The organism is Streptomyces sp. NPDC015125 (assembly GCF_043080045.1).
GTDB lineage: Bacteria > Actinomycetota > Actinomycetes > Streptomycetales > Streptomycetaceae > Streptomyces.
Window position 1 is genome coordinate 1 of sequence record NZ_JBIBVF010000041.1, and the last position, 16,018, is coordinate 16,018.

The window sequence follows — 16,018 nt, forward strand, 5'->3', positions numbered from 1 at the left end:
CGCTCGGCCACACCACGGCCTCCGAGTGGGACCGCTACGACCACCTCCTGGCCCGCACCGACCCCCTCGGCAACACGATCCGGTACGAGTACGACCGATCCCACAACCCCACCGTCATCGAGCTCCCGGGCGGCAGCCGGTCCACGTCGACGTACAACGCGCTGAACCTCCCCACCTCGTCGACGGGCCACGACGGGGCGACGTGGCGGCAGGAGTTCGACGAGCGGGGCAACCTGACGAGCGTCACCGCCCCGGACGGCACCACGAACCGTTTCACCCATCACCGCAACGGCGCGATCGCCTCGGCCACGGACCCGGCCGGCGCGGAGGTCGGGTACGAGGTCGACGGCGCGGGCCTCCCCCTGGCCGTCGGCAACCCGGCCGGGCACCGGGCGACGATCGAACGCGACGCGTTCGGCCGCCCCACCACCGTCACCGACCCACTGGGCGCGATCACCCGCGCGGTGTGGACCGTCGAGGGCCTCCTGTCGGAGCGCACCACGCCCGACGGCCGGAGCGAGCGCCTGACCTGGGACGGCGAGGGCAACTGCCTCACCAGGACCGACGCCGCGGGCGGCACCACCAGCTTCGAGTACACCCACTTCGACCAGGTGGCGGCCCAGACCACGCCGGACGGTGTCCGCCATGCCTTCGCCTACGACGCCGAGCTCCGCCGCACCCAGGTCACCAACCCGCAAGGTCTGACCTGGGACTACACCTATGACCGCGCAGGCAACCTGATAGCGGAGTCCGACTTCGACGACCGCGAGGTCACCTATCTGTTGGACGCGTCGGGCCGGATCGTCTCCCACACCACTCCGCTGGGCGAGGAGATCGCCTTCCGGTACAACTCCGCCGGCGAGCTGGTGGAGAAGAACGTGGCCGGGGCGATCACGTCGTACACCTACGACACGGCCGGAGCACTCGTCCGGGCCGCTTCCCCCACCTCGACGCTGGAGTTCGAGCGGGACCTCATGGGGCGGACCGTGGCCGAGACCGTCGACGGACGCACCACCCGCTTCACGTACGACCTCCTCGGCCGCCGCACCTCCCGCACCACCCCTACCGGCGCCGTCACCGAACTCACCTACGACGAGAACGGAAACCGCGACGCTCTCACCGCCGACGGACACCGGCTGGACTTCACCCACGACCTCCTCGGGCGCGAACTGGCCCGCGTATGGGGCACAGCGACCTCCCGCGTGTCAGCGACGACCTCGTGGGACACGGCCGGGCGTTCGGTCGCCCACGCTCTCGCCACGCCGGGGCGGACACTGCGCGACCGGTCCTACACCTACCGGGCCGACGATCGCCTGACCGCCGTCGCCGACCGCGCGACGGGCACGCGACGGGACATGGAACTCGATCCGGTCGGCCGCCCGTTGGCCGTCACAGGGGAGGGCTGGACCGAGTCCTACGCCTACGACCGGGCCGGCAACCAGACCGAGGCCGCCTGGCCCGACAAGGCACACCGGGACGAGGCCCGCGGCTCCCGCACCTACACCGGTACCCGCATCCAGGCAGCGGGGGCGGTGCGCTACGAGCACGACGACGCGGGCCGCATGGTGCTGCGCCAGAAGCGCCGCCTGTCGAAGAAGCCCGACACCTGGCGCTACGAATGGGACGCCGAGGACCGCCTCACCTCATGCGTGACACCGGACGGCACCCGCTGGCACTACACGTACGACCCCATGGGGCGGCGCACCGCGAAGTACCGCATGGCCGAGGACGGCCGGTCCGCCGTCGAGGCCGTCCACTTCACCTGGGACGGCACCCGCCTCGCCGAGCAGACGGACACCACCACCGGCGTCACCCTCACCTGGGACCACGACGGCCACCGCCCGCTCACCCAGCTCGAACGCAAGCCGAGGAGCCAGGGCGCTGACGACTCCCGCTTCTTCGCCATCGTCACGGACCTCGTCGGCACCCCCACCGAACTCGTCGACGAACACGGCGACATCGCCTGGCGCTCCCGCACCACCATGTGGGGCACCACCGCGCATCATCGCGATGCCACCGCCCTGACGCCCTTCCGCTTCCCCGGGCAGTACGAAGACCCCGAAACGGGCCTCCATTACAACTACCTCCGCCACTACGACCCGGAGAGCGGCCGGTACACGACCCCCGACCCCCTGGGCCTGGCGCCTGCCCCCAACCCTGTGGCGTACGTCGACGATCCGCAGATCTGGTGCGACCCGCTGGGGCTGGCTCCCTGCGATGAAAAGAACATCACCTGGAAGGATGCGAACGGCAAAAACCCGCGGGTGACCTACCACCCGCTGGACTCGCTCAACCGTCCGACGGGAATGACCGCCAAACTCGACAAGAGCATGATGGGCGGCAAGACCAATCCCAGTGCCCCGTCCGAGCCGCCGGGCTGGCAGTCGGGGCAGGGTTACCATCGTTCCCATCTGCTCGGGGCCCAGCTGGGCGGCTCCAACAAGAGCACGCAGAACTTCGTCACCCTGCACGGTTATGCGAACACGCCGGTGATGCGCGTCTATGAAGGTCAGATACGCAAGGCTGTCGACGCCGGCGAAACGGTGACCTACACGGTGACGCCCAAGTACAAGGGGAGCAATCTCCTCCCGGACAGCATGGAGCTCAACGTCACGGGGAGCAACGGCTTCAAGTTCACCCACCGCGACACCCAGGCGCTCACGGACAAGGTGTCCTTTTCCAACAAGACCAAGTAATGCACGACGGAAAGGGCCGAGCCCGCATGAGCAACAACGTGACCCGTCTCATCGAGACGCTCAACGCTTCGGAGTCCGCGCTCCCGAAGGCATGGACCTCCACAGAAGTCGATCTGGGAACGTCACTTCCGAGCGACTACAAGGAATTGATCGACCGGCTGGGCGGTGGACGCGTCGAGGACTACCTGTACCTCCTCGAACCGGATTCCCCCAACGAGCACTACGACCTGGTGAATCTCACCCGAGAACGGATCGAATCCTACGAGGAGATCTGGGAGTTCGAGGAGAAGCCTCCGGAGCTGCAGGTCGAGGGGAGCCGCATCCTCCCCTGGGGGACGACGGACAACGGCGAATGGCTGTTCTGGCGCTCCCTGCCGGACCAGCACCCCGATGCGTGGACGGTCATCGTGAACGAAGCCCGGGGCGAGACGTGGGAGCACTATGACATGAACTGCACCGACTTTCTCCATGCAGCCCTTACCGGAGAAATTCAGTCGGACGTTCTCTGGAGTCGATTCCCGCTGACCCGCCACGTCTTCGCCAAGTTCACCCCGGAATCCTGACGGGCCCGCTCCTCGGGAAGAGCCGGAAAGGCAAGAGCGTGGATTCGGGCCGGTAGAGAAAGTGAGGTTGCGGCCATGGTGCGTCCAGCGGTGTCCGAGTGGGAGTCGGTCTTCGGGTTCTCGGACGACCCGACGCCGGGTGATGCGGAGGTGCTCGGGCAGCTCGCGCGGAGCTACCGCTCCGTAGCGGACAATGCGGGCGACGCCCTTCCCCTCGTCTCCGGGCTGGAGAACCAGCAGGTGGGCGAGGGCAAGTCCATGGACAAGCTCCGCGACAAGCTCGGCGACCTGGCCACGCAGGCACGCAAGCTGCACAGCTCCTACGACCAGGCGGCCGGCGCCCTCGACACGTATGTGCATTCGCTGCGTGATCAGCAGCGCAACGCCGACCACGCGCTGGAGAAGGGGCGGGAGGCCAAGGAGCGGCTGGCGTCGGCCACCGAGGCCGTACGCGCGGCCGGTGCCGATATCGGCCGGCTGGACGCGGTCACCCACCCTCCACACGACATCGAGGCACGGGCGAGCACCCGGCGCGCGCTGGACGAGGCGCACAGCAAGCAGTCCACGGCGCAGACGCATGCCGATGACGCACAGGCGGATCTGGATGCGGCCCGGCTGCTCGCCGAGGACGCACGGAGGGTGCGCGAGGAGGACGCCGCGACGGCGGCACAGAAGCTGGATGACGCGAGGGACGAGGCGGTCGCGGGCAAGAGCCTGTGGGAGAAGATCCGCGACAAGCTCAGCCTCGCCCTGGGCATCATCAGCGGTGTGCTGGGCATCCTGGCCATGCTCGTGCCCGGTCTGCAGGGCGTCGGACTCGCCCTGACGATCGGCAGTTTCGCGACCGGCGCCACGGCATTCGGGATCAACATCGCCAAGAGCGCGGAGACGGGCGAGTGGAATCCACTCGGCATCGTGTTGGGCAGCATCGGGCTGTTCCTCGGCGGGGCCGCGGTCATCAAGGGCGTCGGCTCGATCGCCGGCTCGGTCACGGCTGCGGTCAAGGTAGGTGGGGCCGGCGGGGGCATCAGCAGGATCGGCAGCGGGTTCAAGGAGTTCCTGGGCGAGTTCCAGCAGATTCCCGTAGCTGTCCGGAGCGTCCCCAGGAACATCCAGGTCGCCGTCAAGGACTACAAGAACATCCCCCACGACCTCGTCGACGTCGCGAAGGGCATCGGGTCCAAGATCGACGACTACACGTGGCTCCTGACGGCGCCCAGGAACCCGCTCGACGCGGTGAGCACGGTGCTGCAGAAGGCCTGGACGACCGGCCTCAGGGTCGACACCTCGCCTCTGCATCTGCCCACCGTGGGCGGCCTGCTGGGAGTCACCCACCGCTGGTCCCGTCCGGACGTGGCCGGCTTCTTCCTGGGGGTGACCGGCCTGATCTACGGACCGGCGGCCTACACCGGCCACCAGGCCCCGCCGGTGCGCGACGGCAGCTACCTGCCCGGGACGGCCTGAGCAGGCCCCGCCCCGCATACGAGAGGGCTCCCGCCGACCGTGTCGGCGGGAGCCCTCTGTGAGGTACGGGCGTCAGGCCCTCACGCCCGGGTGCCCGGCTCCGCAAGCACCGTCTCCGGGACCTGCACCGTGCGCAGCACGCCGTCGCCCAGGTGCAGGATCGCCCGGCCCGGGCGGGTCGCGCCCAGCCGGCTGCGGGGCACCTTGACGCCGATCAGTTCGCCGTCGCTCATGTTCTGCGGCTTCAGCAGCAGACCGCACCGGTTGCGGCGGGCCTCGGTGTGCCAGCCGGAGAACCCCGAGGAGAGCCGGTCGGTCTGCCCGGCGATCACCAGGCCCCGGCCGGTCTCGGCACCGGACTTGGCGATCTGCGTGAGGACGGGCTCGGCCCTCGTCTTCAGCAGCAGGTCGGCGTCGTCCAGGAGCACCACGGCCCCGTCGGGCGCGGTGGCCAGCGCCGCCTCCAGGGCCGTGGGGTCGATGTCGGACTCGTCGTACACCGCGAGCACGCCCGGCCGTCCGGCGAGGTTGCGCAGCGGCGAGCGGGCGGGGGCCCCGACCACGATCGGGGTGCCGGCCGCGAGCAGCGCCACCGCCAGCGTGGACAGGACGGTGCTGCGTCCCGAGCGGGCGGGCCCGGCGACGAGGAACGTCGGGGTGACGGTGAAGTCCGGCCCGAGTGCGGTGAGTTCGTCGCCGCCGACGCCGGCCAGCGCCCATCGCGAGGAGCGCCTGCCCGGGACGAACCGGGCGGCCTCCTCGAAGGTGAGCCGGTCCGGCAGGGTGTCGACGCGGAACGGCCGGGTGGCGGCCGGCAGCTGAGCCGCCCGCTGCCGGCACTGCTCGGCGATCTGCTGGAGCGCGGCGGCCTGCGCCTGGCCTTCCGGGTTCTCCGTGAGGAGCGCGATCTGCACCTCGGCCTTGTCGGCGGCGCGGAACGCGCGGCCCGGCGGGATCTCGTCGGGCACGTTCCGCTGGGTGATGCCGATCATGCCGTACTCGGACTTCTCGTTGAGCTTCAGCACGAGCTTGTCCTCGGTGGAGCCGTTGACCCGGCTGGAGAACAGCGCCCGGTCACCGGACATCACCAGGTGGATGCCGGCGCTCGCACCGTCCCGCAGCAGGGTCAGCACGGAGTTCAGCAGGTTCCCGGCGTCGTACTCGCCGAGCTGCTTGTCGAAGACCTCCCACCGGTCGATGAACAGCACGAGGTGCGGCGGCCGTTCGTCCTCGGGCAGGGCGCGGCGGAGCTCCGTCAGGTCGGCGCTGCCGCGGGCGGCGAGCATCTCCTGCCGTCGGGTGAGCTCCGCCGTCAGCCGGGCGAGCAGCCGGGCCACCCGGTCGGGCTGGGTGCGCTGGGTGACGGCGCCGCAGTGCGGCAGCCCCTCCATGGCCAGCAGCGCGCCGTTGCCGCAGTCGATGCCGTACATGTGCAGCCGGTCCGGGGAGTGGACGCGGGCCAGCGTGCCGGCGAGCGTGCGCAGCGTCTGCGAACGGCCCTGCCGGGGCGAGCCGATCACGTGCAGGTGCCCGAGCGTCGCCGGGTCGATCACCAGGGGGAGCCGGGCCTGCTGTGCGGGCAGGTCCACCACCCCGTACGCGACGGGCGGGAGGTCGTAGTCCGAGGGCGGGACCGGGGGCAGATCGCCGAGGACCAGCTTTTCGGGCAGCGGCGGCAGCCAGGGGCTGTGCTGCGCGGGAATGCCCATCTCCCGGTCCGCGCCGCGGATCGCCTCGACGAGCCCGGTGAGGTCGGTCTCCGCCTCGGCGGGCGCGGCCGCGGCGCGCGGCCGCGCCGGCAGCGGCTCGCCGAGCCGCTCCCAGCCGACCGCCACCGCCCAGGGCGCCGGCAGCGAGGCCGCCGTGGCGCCGGGCCTGCGGCCACCGACCCGGCCGGACTGGAACGGCACGAGGGAGTTCTGGCCGAGCCGTACGTACGCGCGGCCGGGGGTGCCCTGCGAGATCCCGGCGGCCTCGGAGGAGTTGATGACGTCCTGGCTCTCGCCGGAGTCCGTCACCCGCAGCGCGATGCGCAGGTTGGTGTTGGCGCGGATCTCCGAGGAGACGACGCCGCTCGGGCGCTGCGTCGCCAGGATCAGGTGGATGCCGAGGCTGCGGCCCCGCTGCGCGATATTGACCAGGCCCTTCACGAAGTCCGGCAGATCGCGCACCATCGAGGCGAACTCGTCGATGACGATGAGCAGCCGGGGCATCGGGGTGTGGCCCGCCGCCGGATTCCGCTCCAGCAGCTCGATGTAGTCCTCGATGTCCTTGGCGCCGGCCGCGGCGAGGATGTGCTCGCGCCGGGTGAGTTCCGCCGTCAGCGACACCAGCGCCCGTTCGACGAGGTGGGCGTCGAGGTCGGTGACCATCCCGACGGTGTGCGGCAGGTTCACACAGTCCTTGAACGCGGAGCCGCCCTTGTAGTCGACGAGGACGAACGTCATCGCGTCCGGACGGTTCGCCACCGCGAGCGAGGCGACCAGCGTCTGGAGGAGTTCGGACTTGCCGGAGCCGGTGGTACCGGCGACCAGCCCGTGCGGGCCGTCGCGCTTCAGGTCCAGGTGGAACGGGCCGTCCAGGGAGACGCCGACGGCCGCCCGGGTCGAGCGGCCCCCGGCCGTCCAGCGCGCCCGGATGCCGGCGGCCTGCGGCGGGTCGAGGGCGAGGACATCGAGCAGCCGAGCGGAACCGGGGAGCACCGCGGCCCCCTCGTCGTCCCCGCCCGGGTCCCGCAGCGGCCCCATCGCCCGGGCCAGCGAGCGGCACCAGTCCAGGGACACCACGTCGGGCCGGATGCCCCCGACGGTGCCCCGCCCGGAGCGACCCACCCGCACGGTTCCGCCGGGCTCCTCGGCGACGACGGCGTGGCACTCCTCTGGCAGCAGCCGCTCCTCGGCGTCCAGGCAGACCGCGCGGACGCCGACGGACGGTCCGTCGCGCAGGATCTGCGCCACGCCGGGCAGCGAACGCAGCCTGCGGGCTCCGTCGAGGACGACCAGTACGTCGGGCCCGGCGGTCCGGCTCTGCCGGTCTTCGCGTCCGGCGCGCTCGGCGATCAGCGCGGTCAGTTCGGCGACCCGCCGGGCGCAGGTCTCGGTGCCGTAGCCGATGCTTGCCGGGGTGTCGCCGGACTTCTTCCGCACGTGCGGCAGCCAGCGCAGCCAGGACCAGCCGTCCCGGCCCGGGCCACCGGTCGTCAGCAGGTGGATCTGGAGGTCACGGGGGCTGTGCAGGACGGCGGCCTGGGCGATGGCCCACCGTGCCACGGCGCGCGCGGCCGGGCCCTCGCCGGCGATGCCCAGGACGTCGTGCTCCCGCAGCGGAACGGTCACCGGGACGTCGTATGCGGTCCACGGGTCCTGGCGGCGGTGTTCGTCCTTGGTCGGGTCCTGGAGCACCACGTCGGAGGGCAGGTCGGCGGTCCCGATGCGCAGTTCCAGGAAGTCGGCGTCCGAGGTGCGGCGTTCCCACAGGCGGCGCCGGGGGCCGACGGCGGTCAGGACGACCTCGGCCGGGTCCGGGAAGCCACGGCGCCGGGCGGTGCGTTCGGCCGTCAGGGCCTGCTCCGCGTCGCCCTCGATGCGCCCCTTCTTCTCCTCGTAGGCGGCGACGTCGTCGGAGTGCGACTGGCGTCCGTTGCGCCGGCTCATCAGGTAGTTGCCAAGGATCACCACCGGGGAGAGCAGCCCGAAGAACAGCATCTGCATGCGGCCGAAGGCCAGCGCCCCGACCCCCGCCATCACCAGCGGGGCGGCCGCGGTGATCCACGGGAGCGGCCGGGCGGCGGGCGCCGCGGGCGGGGAGGGCAGGGTGAAACGGGTGGCGTTCTGGGCCGGCCGCAGCCGCGGCGGCCGGTTGTAGTCCCAGCCGGTGCCGTCCTCCGACGGCTGCACGGCCGCGTCCGGCCGCTCCGGGAGGGCGAGTTCGAGCAGGCAGCCGCCAGACCCTGGAAGAGCGAGCTGTGCGCCGGCCGGCCAGGCGGTGGCCCCGGCGAGATCCTCGCGGTCCAGTTGCGGGGTGCCGCCGTCCGGCGCGGACGCGTCGGGCGCCACCCGGCAGCGCCCTCCGGGGCCCACCGTCAGGACGGCGCACGGCCGGTCCGGTGCGGTGCGCAGCACCTGAGCGGTTCCGTCGTGCGCCAGTCCGATCCGGTACGACCCGATGTCGAGCCGGTGCACCGCGCCCGCCCCGGTCCCGCCGACCGCACGGATCTCCACCAGCCCGTCCGGTTCGGCGGACGCGGGGCCCGCCGGGCGGCCCAGGCCCACGACGGCCGCGTGGTGGAGCGGCGAGTCCCGCAGCCGCAGGTCCGCGGGCAGCAGCCGGTCGCCGGCGTACAGGCCGAGGCCCTCCGGGGGCCGGTGGACGCCTCCCGCCCCGGCCAGCGCCTGAGCGACGGCACCCACGGGCGTGTCGGGGTCGGCGTCGAGGTGGACGTCGAACGCGTCACCGTCCCCCTCGACCACGGTCAACATCAACGACACGAGAACGTCCTCCAGCCGGCGTGAATGGGGGGCCGCGGGAGCCCTGCTCGACGGCTCCCGGGCCACTGACGGGACCTACGGAGCCGGTCCGCGGATGGTTCACCGGCGCGTGCGTCACCCGTCTCCCACCGGTCCGCCGATCGCCCGTGCCCCCTCCGTCCACCATCCGTGAACCATCCGCGCCCGGGCTCCGTAGTGGCCTTCGGGTACCTGGCACCGCGACGTACCCGGCACCGCGACGTTGCCGCGTGCCGCCCCCGCTTTCGACCGTCCCGGCTCCGCCGCCGGGGCGTCCCGACAAGGAGTCAGAAGATGATCTGGTACGTCCTGGCCGTGGTGCTGGGGCTGGCGCTGATCGGGGCGGTGGCCGCGCTGATCGTCACCGAGCGGCGGCCCCGCCCGCCGAAGCCCGCCGCCGCCTCGGCCGCCGTCGTGGGGCCGGAGGCGCTGGACGTGGTCAACGCCGGCCTGCGCCGGCTGACGGGCGAATGCCTGCGCTCCGGCCGGTCACTGCCCGACCTGTACGCCGTCGTCTACTCCGAGGAACGCCTCGGACTGCTGCTGGCCGGCGCGGAGGAGGCCGCCCCCGCGCCCTGGACCGCCGAGTCGGACGGCGAGCGCTGGACGGTCTCGCCCGACGACCTGCACCGCCCCGGCCCGGAGGGCGAACCGGCCCTGCCGTACGCGCTGACGGTGACGGTGGGGCTGGACGGCGCCGACCGGGTGCTGGTCGACCTCTCGCGGGCGGCGGGGCCCGTCTCCGTGACGGGCCCGGACGAGGAGGTGCGCAGCCTGGCGCGGGCCGTCGTCGCCGAGGCGCTGGCCGGCCCGGTGGGGGCCCTCGCCGAGGTCACCCTGGTGGGATCCCTGGCCGGCGACGGGTTCATGGCCGGCGACGCGCCGCGGACCTCGCGTCTGCACACCGCGGCCAGCCTGGAGGAGGCGCTGGCCAGGGCGGCTTCGGCGGGCCCGGGTCAGCCGGAGCCCGGATCGTCCGAGGTCACCCAGATCTTCCGGCTGATCGAGGGCAGCAGCCGGATCGCCGTCCAGGGCGAGGCGCCGCACCTGTTCGTCGTGGACGCCTCACAGCTCCCGCGACGAGCCGGGGCGTTGGACGGCCTGCGGCGCGGGGACGCGCTGCTGGTGCTCGGCGACGCACCCGCGGGGTGGCCCTGGCGGGCCGGTGCGGACGGATCGCTCGACACCGGACCACTCGGCCTGGAAATCACCCGGCACGCGGGGCGCCTGGCGTGAGTCTCATCCGGCGGCCCGGTCACAACCGCCCGCCTGCAGCCCGCGGCTGTGCAGCGCCTCCCGCAGGGCGCGGGCGGCGTAGTACGTCCGCGACTTGACCGTGCCCGGCGGCACGCCGAGGACCCTGGCCGTCTGGTTGACGCTGCGCCCCAGGTAGTGCACGTGCAGCAGGACCTCGCGCTGCGGCGGCCGCAGGTCTTGCAACGCCTCGATGAGCACCTGGGAGGTGAGGATGTGGTCCACGTCGTCGGACACCGGCAGGTGGGCCAGTTCCGGGTCGCCGGTCTCCGGTGGTCTGGCCTGGCGGGCCCGGTGACCGTCGATGACGAGGTTGCGCAGCACGGTGAACAGCCACGGCCGCACCGAATCCGCGGTCGGGTCGAGGTCCCCGGCGTGGCGCCAGGCGCGTATCGCGACTTCCTGGAGGACGTCCTCGGCGCGGTGCCAGTCGCCCCCCAGCCGCCGCGCGGCGAACTGCAGCAACGCGCTGCCGTGGAACTGGTAGAGGGCTCTGAGGAATTCGTCGGGGCCGAGTTCCGCGGTGCGGGGGCGGGATATGCCGTCTTCGGTCGAAGCACTGGCCGACAAAGGCCTTTTCCTCTCCGGTCGTCTGTGGGGAAGACGGATTCCGCCGGCCGCGGGAAAGCCGGCGGGCGCCGCCACGAGCGGCCGTCCGCTCCGTGCGGCGTGTCCGCCGGGCCTGCAGCGGCGGTGTACCCGCCCCGGTACCGCCGTCAGTCCGGTTCGCGGGAGGAAAGCGAGCGCACCTCACCGGGCGTCAGTTCCCGGTCGTAGAGGTGCACATCGGCGATGTCGCCCTTCCAGTGGTCGGCCGCCTTGCCGCCGAACTTGCCGCGTCCGACCACCACGGCCCCGGTGGGCTTCACCGTGCCGGTGGCCTCCCGGCTTCCCGCCAGCCGGCCGTCCACGTAGACCCGCATCCGGTGGTCCTTCTGGCGGTACGTGCCGGTGAGGTGGTACCAGCGGCCGGCCTGCGGCTGCTCGGCCTTCTCCGCGACGGTACGGGCACCGGTGAAACTGAAGGCGAAGTTCTGGTCCTGTCCGGAGTACTGGAGGTAGAACGTGCTGGCCTGGTCGCCGTCCTGGGACAGCACGGTGTGGAAGCCGTTCAGGTCCTCGGGGGTGAGCCGCACCCGTGCGGCGACCGAGTAGTCCTTGCCGGCGGTGTCGATCCGGGAACCGGTGTCCGCGTATCCGCTGCTGCCGTCCAGCCGCAGGGCGCCGCCCCCGGGACCGTCGGCCCACTGCGCACCGCCGCTGACGACGGCGTCGTGCTCACCCGCCTTCGCGGTGCCGGACCGGTGCAGGGGCCACCACCCGACGCCGCGCAGCGACCCGGTGTCCGCACCCGGGCTCGGCGCGGCCGGTTTCCCCCCGGCCTGCTCCTTCCCGGAACCTCCGGCCCCCTGGCCGCGCACCAGTTGGGCGACGACGAAGGCCAGCGCGACGGTCAGTACGGCAATCGTGGTGATGAGCGACCATCTGCGCGTCATGAATCTCCCCGGGAGGTGCGGCATACAGGTGTCACTGGTGACCACGTGTCCGTTCCGGAAGTGGTTCAACGTGCACCCAAAGTCTGACAGCGGGTAAGACAGCAGACGCGGGCGCCCCTGAATGTGCCGCCCTGCGCCGGAACCTGCGGCGACACCACGTTTGCGCAGTTCAACGCTGTTCGTTGGGATGCTCCGGCGGCGCGGGCTCCTCGCCCAACGACCATTCCGGGGGCGGTCGGGAGCCCGCTTCCTGCCACCGACTGAGGTGCTGCCGAACGCCGTCGGCCAGTCGGCGTGGACATCGCCGGCTCCACCGGCCGGGAGCAGCCCCTCGCGCTGGTGGTCCACCCTGCTCCCCAGGGCGCCACCCAGCACATCCTGGAGTTCAATGGCCCTCGCGGCCTCCTGGGCCGCATCCGGGTAGTGGGCCTGGACACCCGCGCCGACCCTCGGAGCGCGGCAGAACCGCTACGGAAGGCGATCGCCGCATTCGCTGCTCAGCCGTGGCCGCTTCCGGCGCAGCCCCGGACCGGCAGGCCACCGGCGGGAACCCAAGGGCTGTCCCGTAATCCCACTCTCCAGGATCCAGGAAGGGAACCCCGTGCCAAGTGACTCCGTGCTCACAGAGGTTGACCATTTTCTCGCTGAAGCGGGATGGCATCCGGGGCGCGACGAGGCGGATCGGGTAGCCGAATTGACGCAGTTCGTGATCTCCGACCTGGCCGCTCACGACTGTGCCGTTTCACTCTTTCCTGCCGCGGAGTCCTTCCTGCGCTCCTATGGGTTCCTGGAGGTGGCATTCCCTTACGCCCCGGGGCGCACGGAACACTTCAACACCTGCGCCAGATTCTGTGACGATCAAGCCGAAGAGATCAGCGAGCTCTCCGAGGACCTGCAGCAGTCCGTCTTCCCTGTCGGCTGGGACAGGATCGAAGGGGGCCTCGCCGTCATCGACCCGGCGGAGCGCATGTTCTACATCCACCACACCGGGTTCTCCTACCTGGGGGTGGGCATCAGGGAGGCCATTGCCGCCCTGTACACAGGGGGCCTGCAGCACGAGGCGCTTACGGCGCCCTCGTCATGAACGTACTGTGCTGGCTGGTGCTCACCCTGCAGAGCCACGGTGCGGAGCCCTGTGTCGTGCACACCGCCTCCGAGCACCCCACCCAGCTGGCCCTGGTCGCGGCGGGAGTCGGTCTGGCCGTAGTGCCCACACTGGGTCTGGGGCCGCTTCCCGCCGGCATCCGGGTCGTGGACGTCGAGCCGGCACCGATCCGCCGCGTGTGCGCGACGTGGCGTACGGACGGGTCGGTCCGCCCGTCGGTCCTTGCCGTCGTCGAAGCCCTGGCCGAGGCCGGCGGCACGGCGGGTCCTGTGGCCTCTCCCCGCCCCGCTCCACGCCGGGGCACCACCGCCGGGGCACCCTGAACCGGGCGAGTCGCCGTGCAGGTCGCCGCCGGCCGCCAGTGATCCCTTCTCAAGTACGGCACCGACTCACAGGTGTTGCAGCTTGTCCGGGTTGCGGATGATGCGGATCTCGGTGATCCGCCCGTCCACGACCTCCGCGCAGGCGACGGTGTCCGGGCGTCCCGCGATGGTGAGCAGCAGCCCGGGCCGGCCGTTGACGTTGACCGCATGTACCCGGGGGTCGTCCATCGGCCGGGTGACGACGGCGGCGAGGAAACGGGCGACCTTGTCCGCGCCCCGCTGGGGGCGGACGGCGGCCTTCACCTTGCCGCCGCCGTCACTCCATGCCGTCACATCGGGGGCGAGCAGCTCCATCATCCGGTTGAGGTCGCCGCCGAGACAGGCAGCCAGGAATTCATCGGTGACCTGCCGCTGCACCTCGGCCGGTGTGTCGTAGCGCGGCCGGCGGGCCCGGACGTGTGCCCTGGCCCGGTGGCCGACCTGCCGTACGGACGCCTCGCTGCGCTCCAGCATTCCGGCGATCTCCTTGAAGGAGTAGCCGAAGACCTCCTTGAGCACGAAGACCGCTCGCTCCAGCGGCGAGAGGTTGTCGAGTACGACGAGCATGGCGAGGGAGACCGACTCGGCCAGCTCCACCCCCTCGCCGGCGTCGGGCTGGGTGACCAGCGGTTCGGGCAGCCAGGGCCCGACGTACTGCTCGCGGGTGGCGGCGGCCGAGGTGAGCCGGTTGATCGCGAGGTTGGTGACCGTACGGGCCAGATAGCCGGCCGGGTTGTCCACGAGGGTGGACACCTGGCTGCACCGCAGCCAGGTGTCCTGCACCAGGTCCTCGGCGTCGGCGACGCTGCCGAGCATGCGGTAGGCGATGCCGAACAGCATGCGCCGGTGTTGTTCGAAGGTGGCCGTGTCGATCACGTCTGCGACGCTACCGCGCAGGCGTCCGAGAAGCCCTGGCTTGTCAGGCCGAACGCCCGGTTCATGCGAGAGCGGTAGTTCTCCAGGGCGACCATGGCGGTGAGTTCGACGAAGGCGGCCTCACCGAGCCGTCCGGTCAGGGCGGCGGCGAGCTCGTCGGTGACGCGGGGTTCGGTCTCGGTCATGGCTTCGGCGTAGTCCAGAACGAGCAGCTCCAGCTCGGTGAAGACGTCCTGGTTGTCACGCCACTGCGGGACCTTGGAGACCTTGTCCGTAGGGAGCCCGAGGGCGTCGGCCTCCCAGTGGCCGAAGTCCATGCACCACGAGCAGTTGATCCTGACCGCCGCGGCCATGACCGCGAGGTGCTTGAGCCCCGGGTCGAGGCGGTTCCACTTGGCGGCACCGCGCTCCTGCCGGACGTAGGTGAGCAGCACCCGCGCGTTGTGGCCGAGGGCCAGGCCGGGGTCGAGCACCTTCCCGTAGGTGCGCCGGGAATACCGGGCGCCCAGACGATTGAGCAGGGTGTGGGGCGGAGTGAGCGAGATTCGGGCCATGGCAGGTCTCTCCATCGTGTCGCACCCGTGACTCGGCGAGCAGCTGTCGAGCGGGGGTTCCCAGGACTTCCGGAGGTGTGACAGGGCGGCCCGCCGGAGTGTGACATCGGCACGTCGGTCGTCAGCGACGGTGTTCCGGCCCCGGGCCCTGTTCGTCCGTGTCCGCACCGCAGGGCCGTACCGCAACGGTTGTTAGTGAGGCGTTAACGGTGCGCTAGCGATCTCCGCGAGAGTCATGTGCGTCCAAGGGTGTTGGGTGAGGCCGCTGAGGCCTTCAGCTCCATGCCCCGCCCAACGAACGGGGGAACACCATGCAGAGGATGACGTCGGACAACGACGGCCGCGCCGGGAAGGCCGCGAAGAAGGACAAGGGGCGGGGGCGGGGGCTGCGACGCGGCGCGGTGCAAGCCGTCACCTGCTCCTTTGCGGGGTTAACCATCGCGTAGTTCACTGCGGAGTGCCGGGCTCCCGGGGCCCCTCCCACGGCTTCCACGGCTCCCACGGCTCCCACGGCTCCCACGGCTTCGGAGAACGAGCCGCCGCCCGCGACCCTCCGCTGAGAATCTTCCTCCGTTGAGGATCTTCCTCCCTTGAGGATCTTCCTCCCTTGAGGCTCCTCCTCCGTTGAGGATTCTCCCCCGCTGAGAATCCTCCTTCTCGGGTCGAAGCGGAACTCGGCATCCGCTTCCCCGGCTTTCCGGGCGCCCCACTTCTCCGGGCGCCCCCCACATCAGAACTTCGAACGAATGCGATGGGTACCGTTATGCGTGACATCAGCCGCCGGGGCATATTTGGACTCGGGGTCGGAGCGGCGGCCGCACTCTCCGTTGCCGGCTGCTCGCCTTCCGGGTCGTCGGCTTCCGACACGGTCGGATCCAAGCCCGGAGAGACGGCGAAGGGCAAGCCGATAGGCGACGGCTCCACCGCGTACACCGGAAAGCAGCCGAACCAGCCGTCGGCACCGGAGAAGCTGGCGCCGGGCCAGAAGCCGCCGCAGTTCGTGGTCTTCTCCTGGGACGGCGCGGCCGAGGTGGGCAATGGCCTCTTCCCGCGGTTCCGCAAGCTCGCCAAGGACCACAATGCCTCGATGACCTTCTTCCTTTCCGGGCTGTATCTGCTGCCCGAGTCGAAGAAGCGGCTGTA

The 16,018-nt window shown here is 71.4% G+C and carries 12 protein-coding genes and 1 pseudogene; 8 read left to right on the forward strand and 5 right to left on the reverse strand.

All coding sequences use genetic code 11. The features are described 5' to 3' along the window. From ACF088_RS40980 to ACF088_RS40990, 3 genes are all read left to right on the forward strand, one after another. Positions 1 to 2,696 (forward strand): DNA/RNA non-specific endonuclease (locus ACF088_RS40980; protein WP_392381082.1); only part of this gene is annotated, 2,696 nt, incomplete at its 5' end. A 26-nt stretch (positions 2,697 to 2,722) separates the two neighbouring features. Continuing rightward, positions 2,723 to 3,259 (forward strand): SMI1/KNR4 family protein, encoded by a 537-nt coding sequence (locus tag ACF088_RS40985; RefSeq protein ID WP_392381083.1) that lies wholly within the window; start codon positions 2,723 to 2,725, stop codon positions 3,257 to 3,259. 75 nt (positions 3,260 to 3,334) lie between these two features. Further along, complete coding sequence (locus ACF088_RS40990) at positions 3,335 to 4,723, forward strand: DUF308 domain-containing protein (RefSeq protein ID WP_392381084.1); 1,389 nt, start codon at positions 3,335 to 3,337, stop codon at positions 4,721 to 4,723. An 80-nt stretch (positions 4,724 to 4,803) separates the two neighbouring features. On the opposite strand, the gene ACF088_RS40995 is transcribed toward ACF088_RS40990, so the two are convergent. Next, positions 4,804 to 9,201: an FtsK/SpoIIIE domain-containing protein gene (locus ACF088_RS40995; protein ID WP_392381092.1), complete on the reverse strand. Its 4,398-nt coding sequence runs from the start codon at positions 9,199 to 9,201 to the stop codon at positions 4,804 to 4,806. Between the two features lie 321 nt (positions 9,202 to 9,522). On the opposite strand from ACF088_RS40995, the gene ACF088_RS41000 reads away from it, so the two are divergent. After that, entirely contained in the window at positions 9,523 to 10,464 is a 942-nt protein-coding gene (locus ACF088_RS41000; protein WP_392381085.1) for a hypothetical protein, read from the forward strand. 3 nt (positions 10,465 to 10,467) lie between these two features. Here ACF088_RS41000 and ACF088_RS41005 read toward each other — a convergent pair whose 3' ends face one another. Then, on the reverse strand, positions 10,468 to 11,052 hold the full coding sequence (locus ACF088_RS41005) for a sigma-70 family RNA polymerase sigma factor (RefSeq protein WP_392381086.1): 585 nt from the start codon (positions 11,050 to 11,052) through the stop codon (positions 10,468 to 10,470). A gap of 146 nt (positions 11,053 to 11,198) precedes the next feature. Beyond that, positions 11,199 to 11,978: a LamG domain-containing protein gene (locus ACF088_RS41010; protein WP_392381087.1), complete on the reverse strand. Its 780-nt coding sequence runs from the start codon at positions 11,976 to 11,978 to the stop codon at positions 11,199 to 11,201. Positions 11,979 to 12,594: 616 nt separating this feature from the next. On the opposite strand from ACF088_RS41010, the gene ACF088_RS41015 reads away from it, so the two are divergent. Together ACF088_RS41015 and ACF088_RS41020 are read left to right on the forward strand one after the other, a co-directional pair. Then, entirely contained in the window at positions 12,595 to 13,062 is a 468-nt protein-coding gene (locus ACF088_RS41015) for an SUKH-3 domain-containing protein (RefSeq protein WP_392381093.1), read from the forward strand. After that, positions 13,059 to 13,406: a LysR substrate-binding domain-containing protein gene (locus ACF088_RS41020; RefSeq protein ID WP_392381088.1), complete on the forward strand. Its 348-nt coding sequence runs from the start codon at positions 13,059 to 13,061 to the stop codon at positions 13,404 to 13,406. Before ACF088_RS41015 ends, ACF088_RS41020 begins: the two co-directional genes overlap by 4 nt. A gap of 66 nt (positions 13,407 to 13,472) precedes the next feature. Here the strand turns inward: ACF088_RS41020 and ACF088_RS41025 are convergent, their stop codons facing one another. After that, positions 13,473 to 14,321, reverse strand: coding sequence for an RNA polymerase sigma-70 factor (locus ACF088_RS41025; protein ID WP_392381089.1), 849 nt, complete (start codon positions 14,319 to 14,321; stop codon positions 13,473 to 13,475). Next, positions 14,318 to 14,875, reverse strand: coding sequence for a carboxymuconolactone decarboxylase family protein (locus tag ACF088_RS41030; protein WP_392381090.1), 558 nt, complete (start codon positions 14,873 to 14,875; stop codon positions 14,318 to 14,320). Before ACF088_RS41030 ends, ACF088_RS41025 begins: the two co-directional genes overlap by 4 nt. A gap of 320 nt (positions 14,876 to 15,195) precedes the next feature. Here ACF088_RS41030 and ACF088_RS41035 point away from each other — a divergent pair, with 320 nt between their 5' ends. Beyond that, the gene (locus tag ACF088_RS41035) at positions 15,196 to 15,321 is read left to right on the forward strand and encodes a hypothetical protein (RefSeq protein WP_392381091.1); all 126 of its coding nucleotides are present in this window, start codon (positions 15,196 to 15,198) and stop codon (positions 15,319 to 15,321) included. 317 nt (positions 15,322 to 15,638) lie between these two features. Next, positions 15,639 to 16,018 (forward strand): annotated as a pseudogene (locus ACF088_RS41040) (hypothetical protein); the annotation flags it as partial.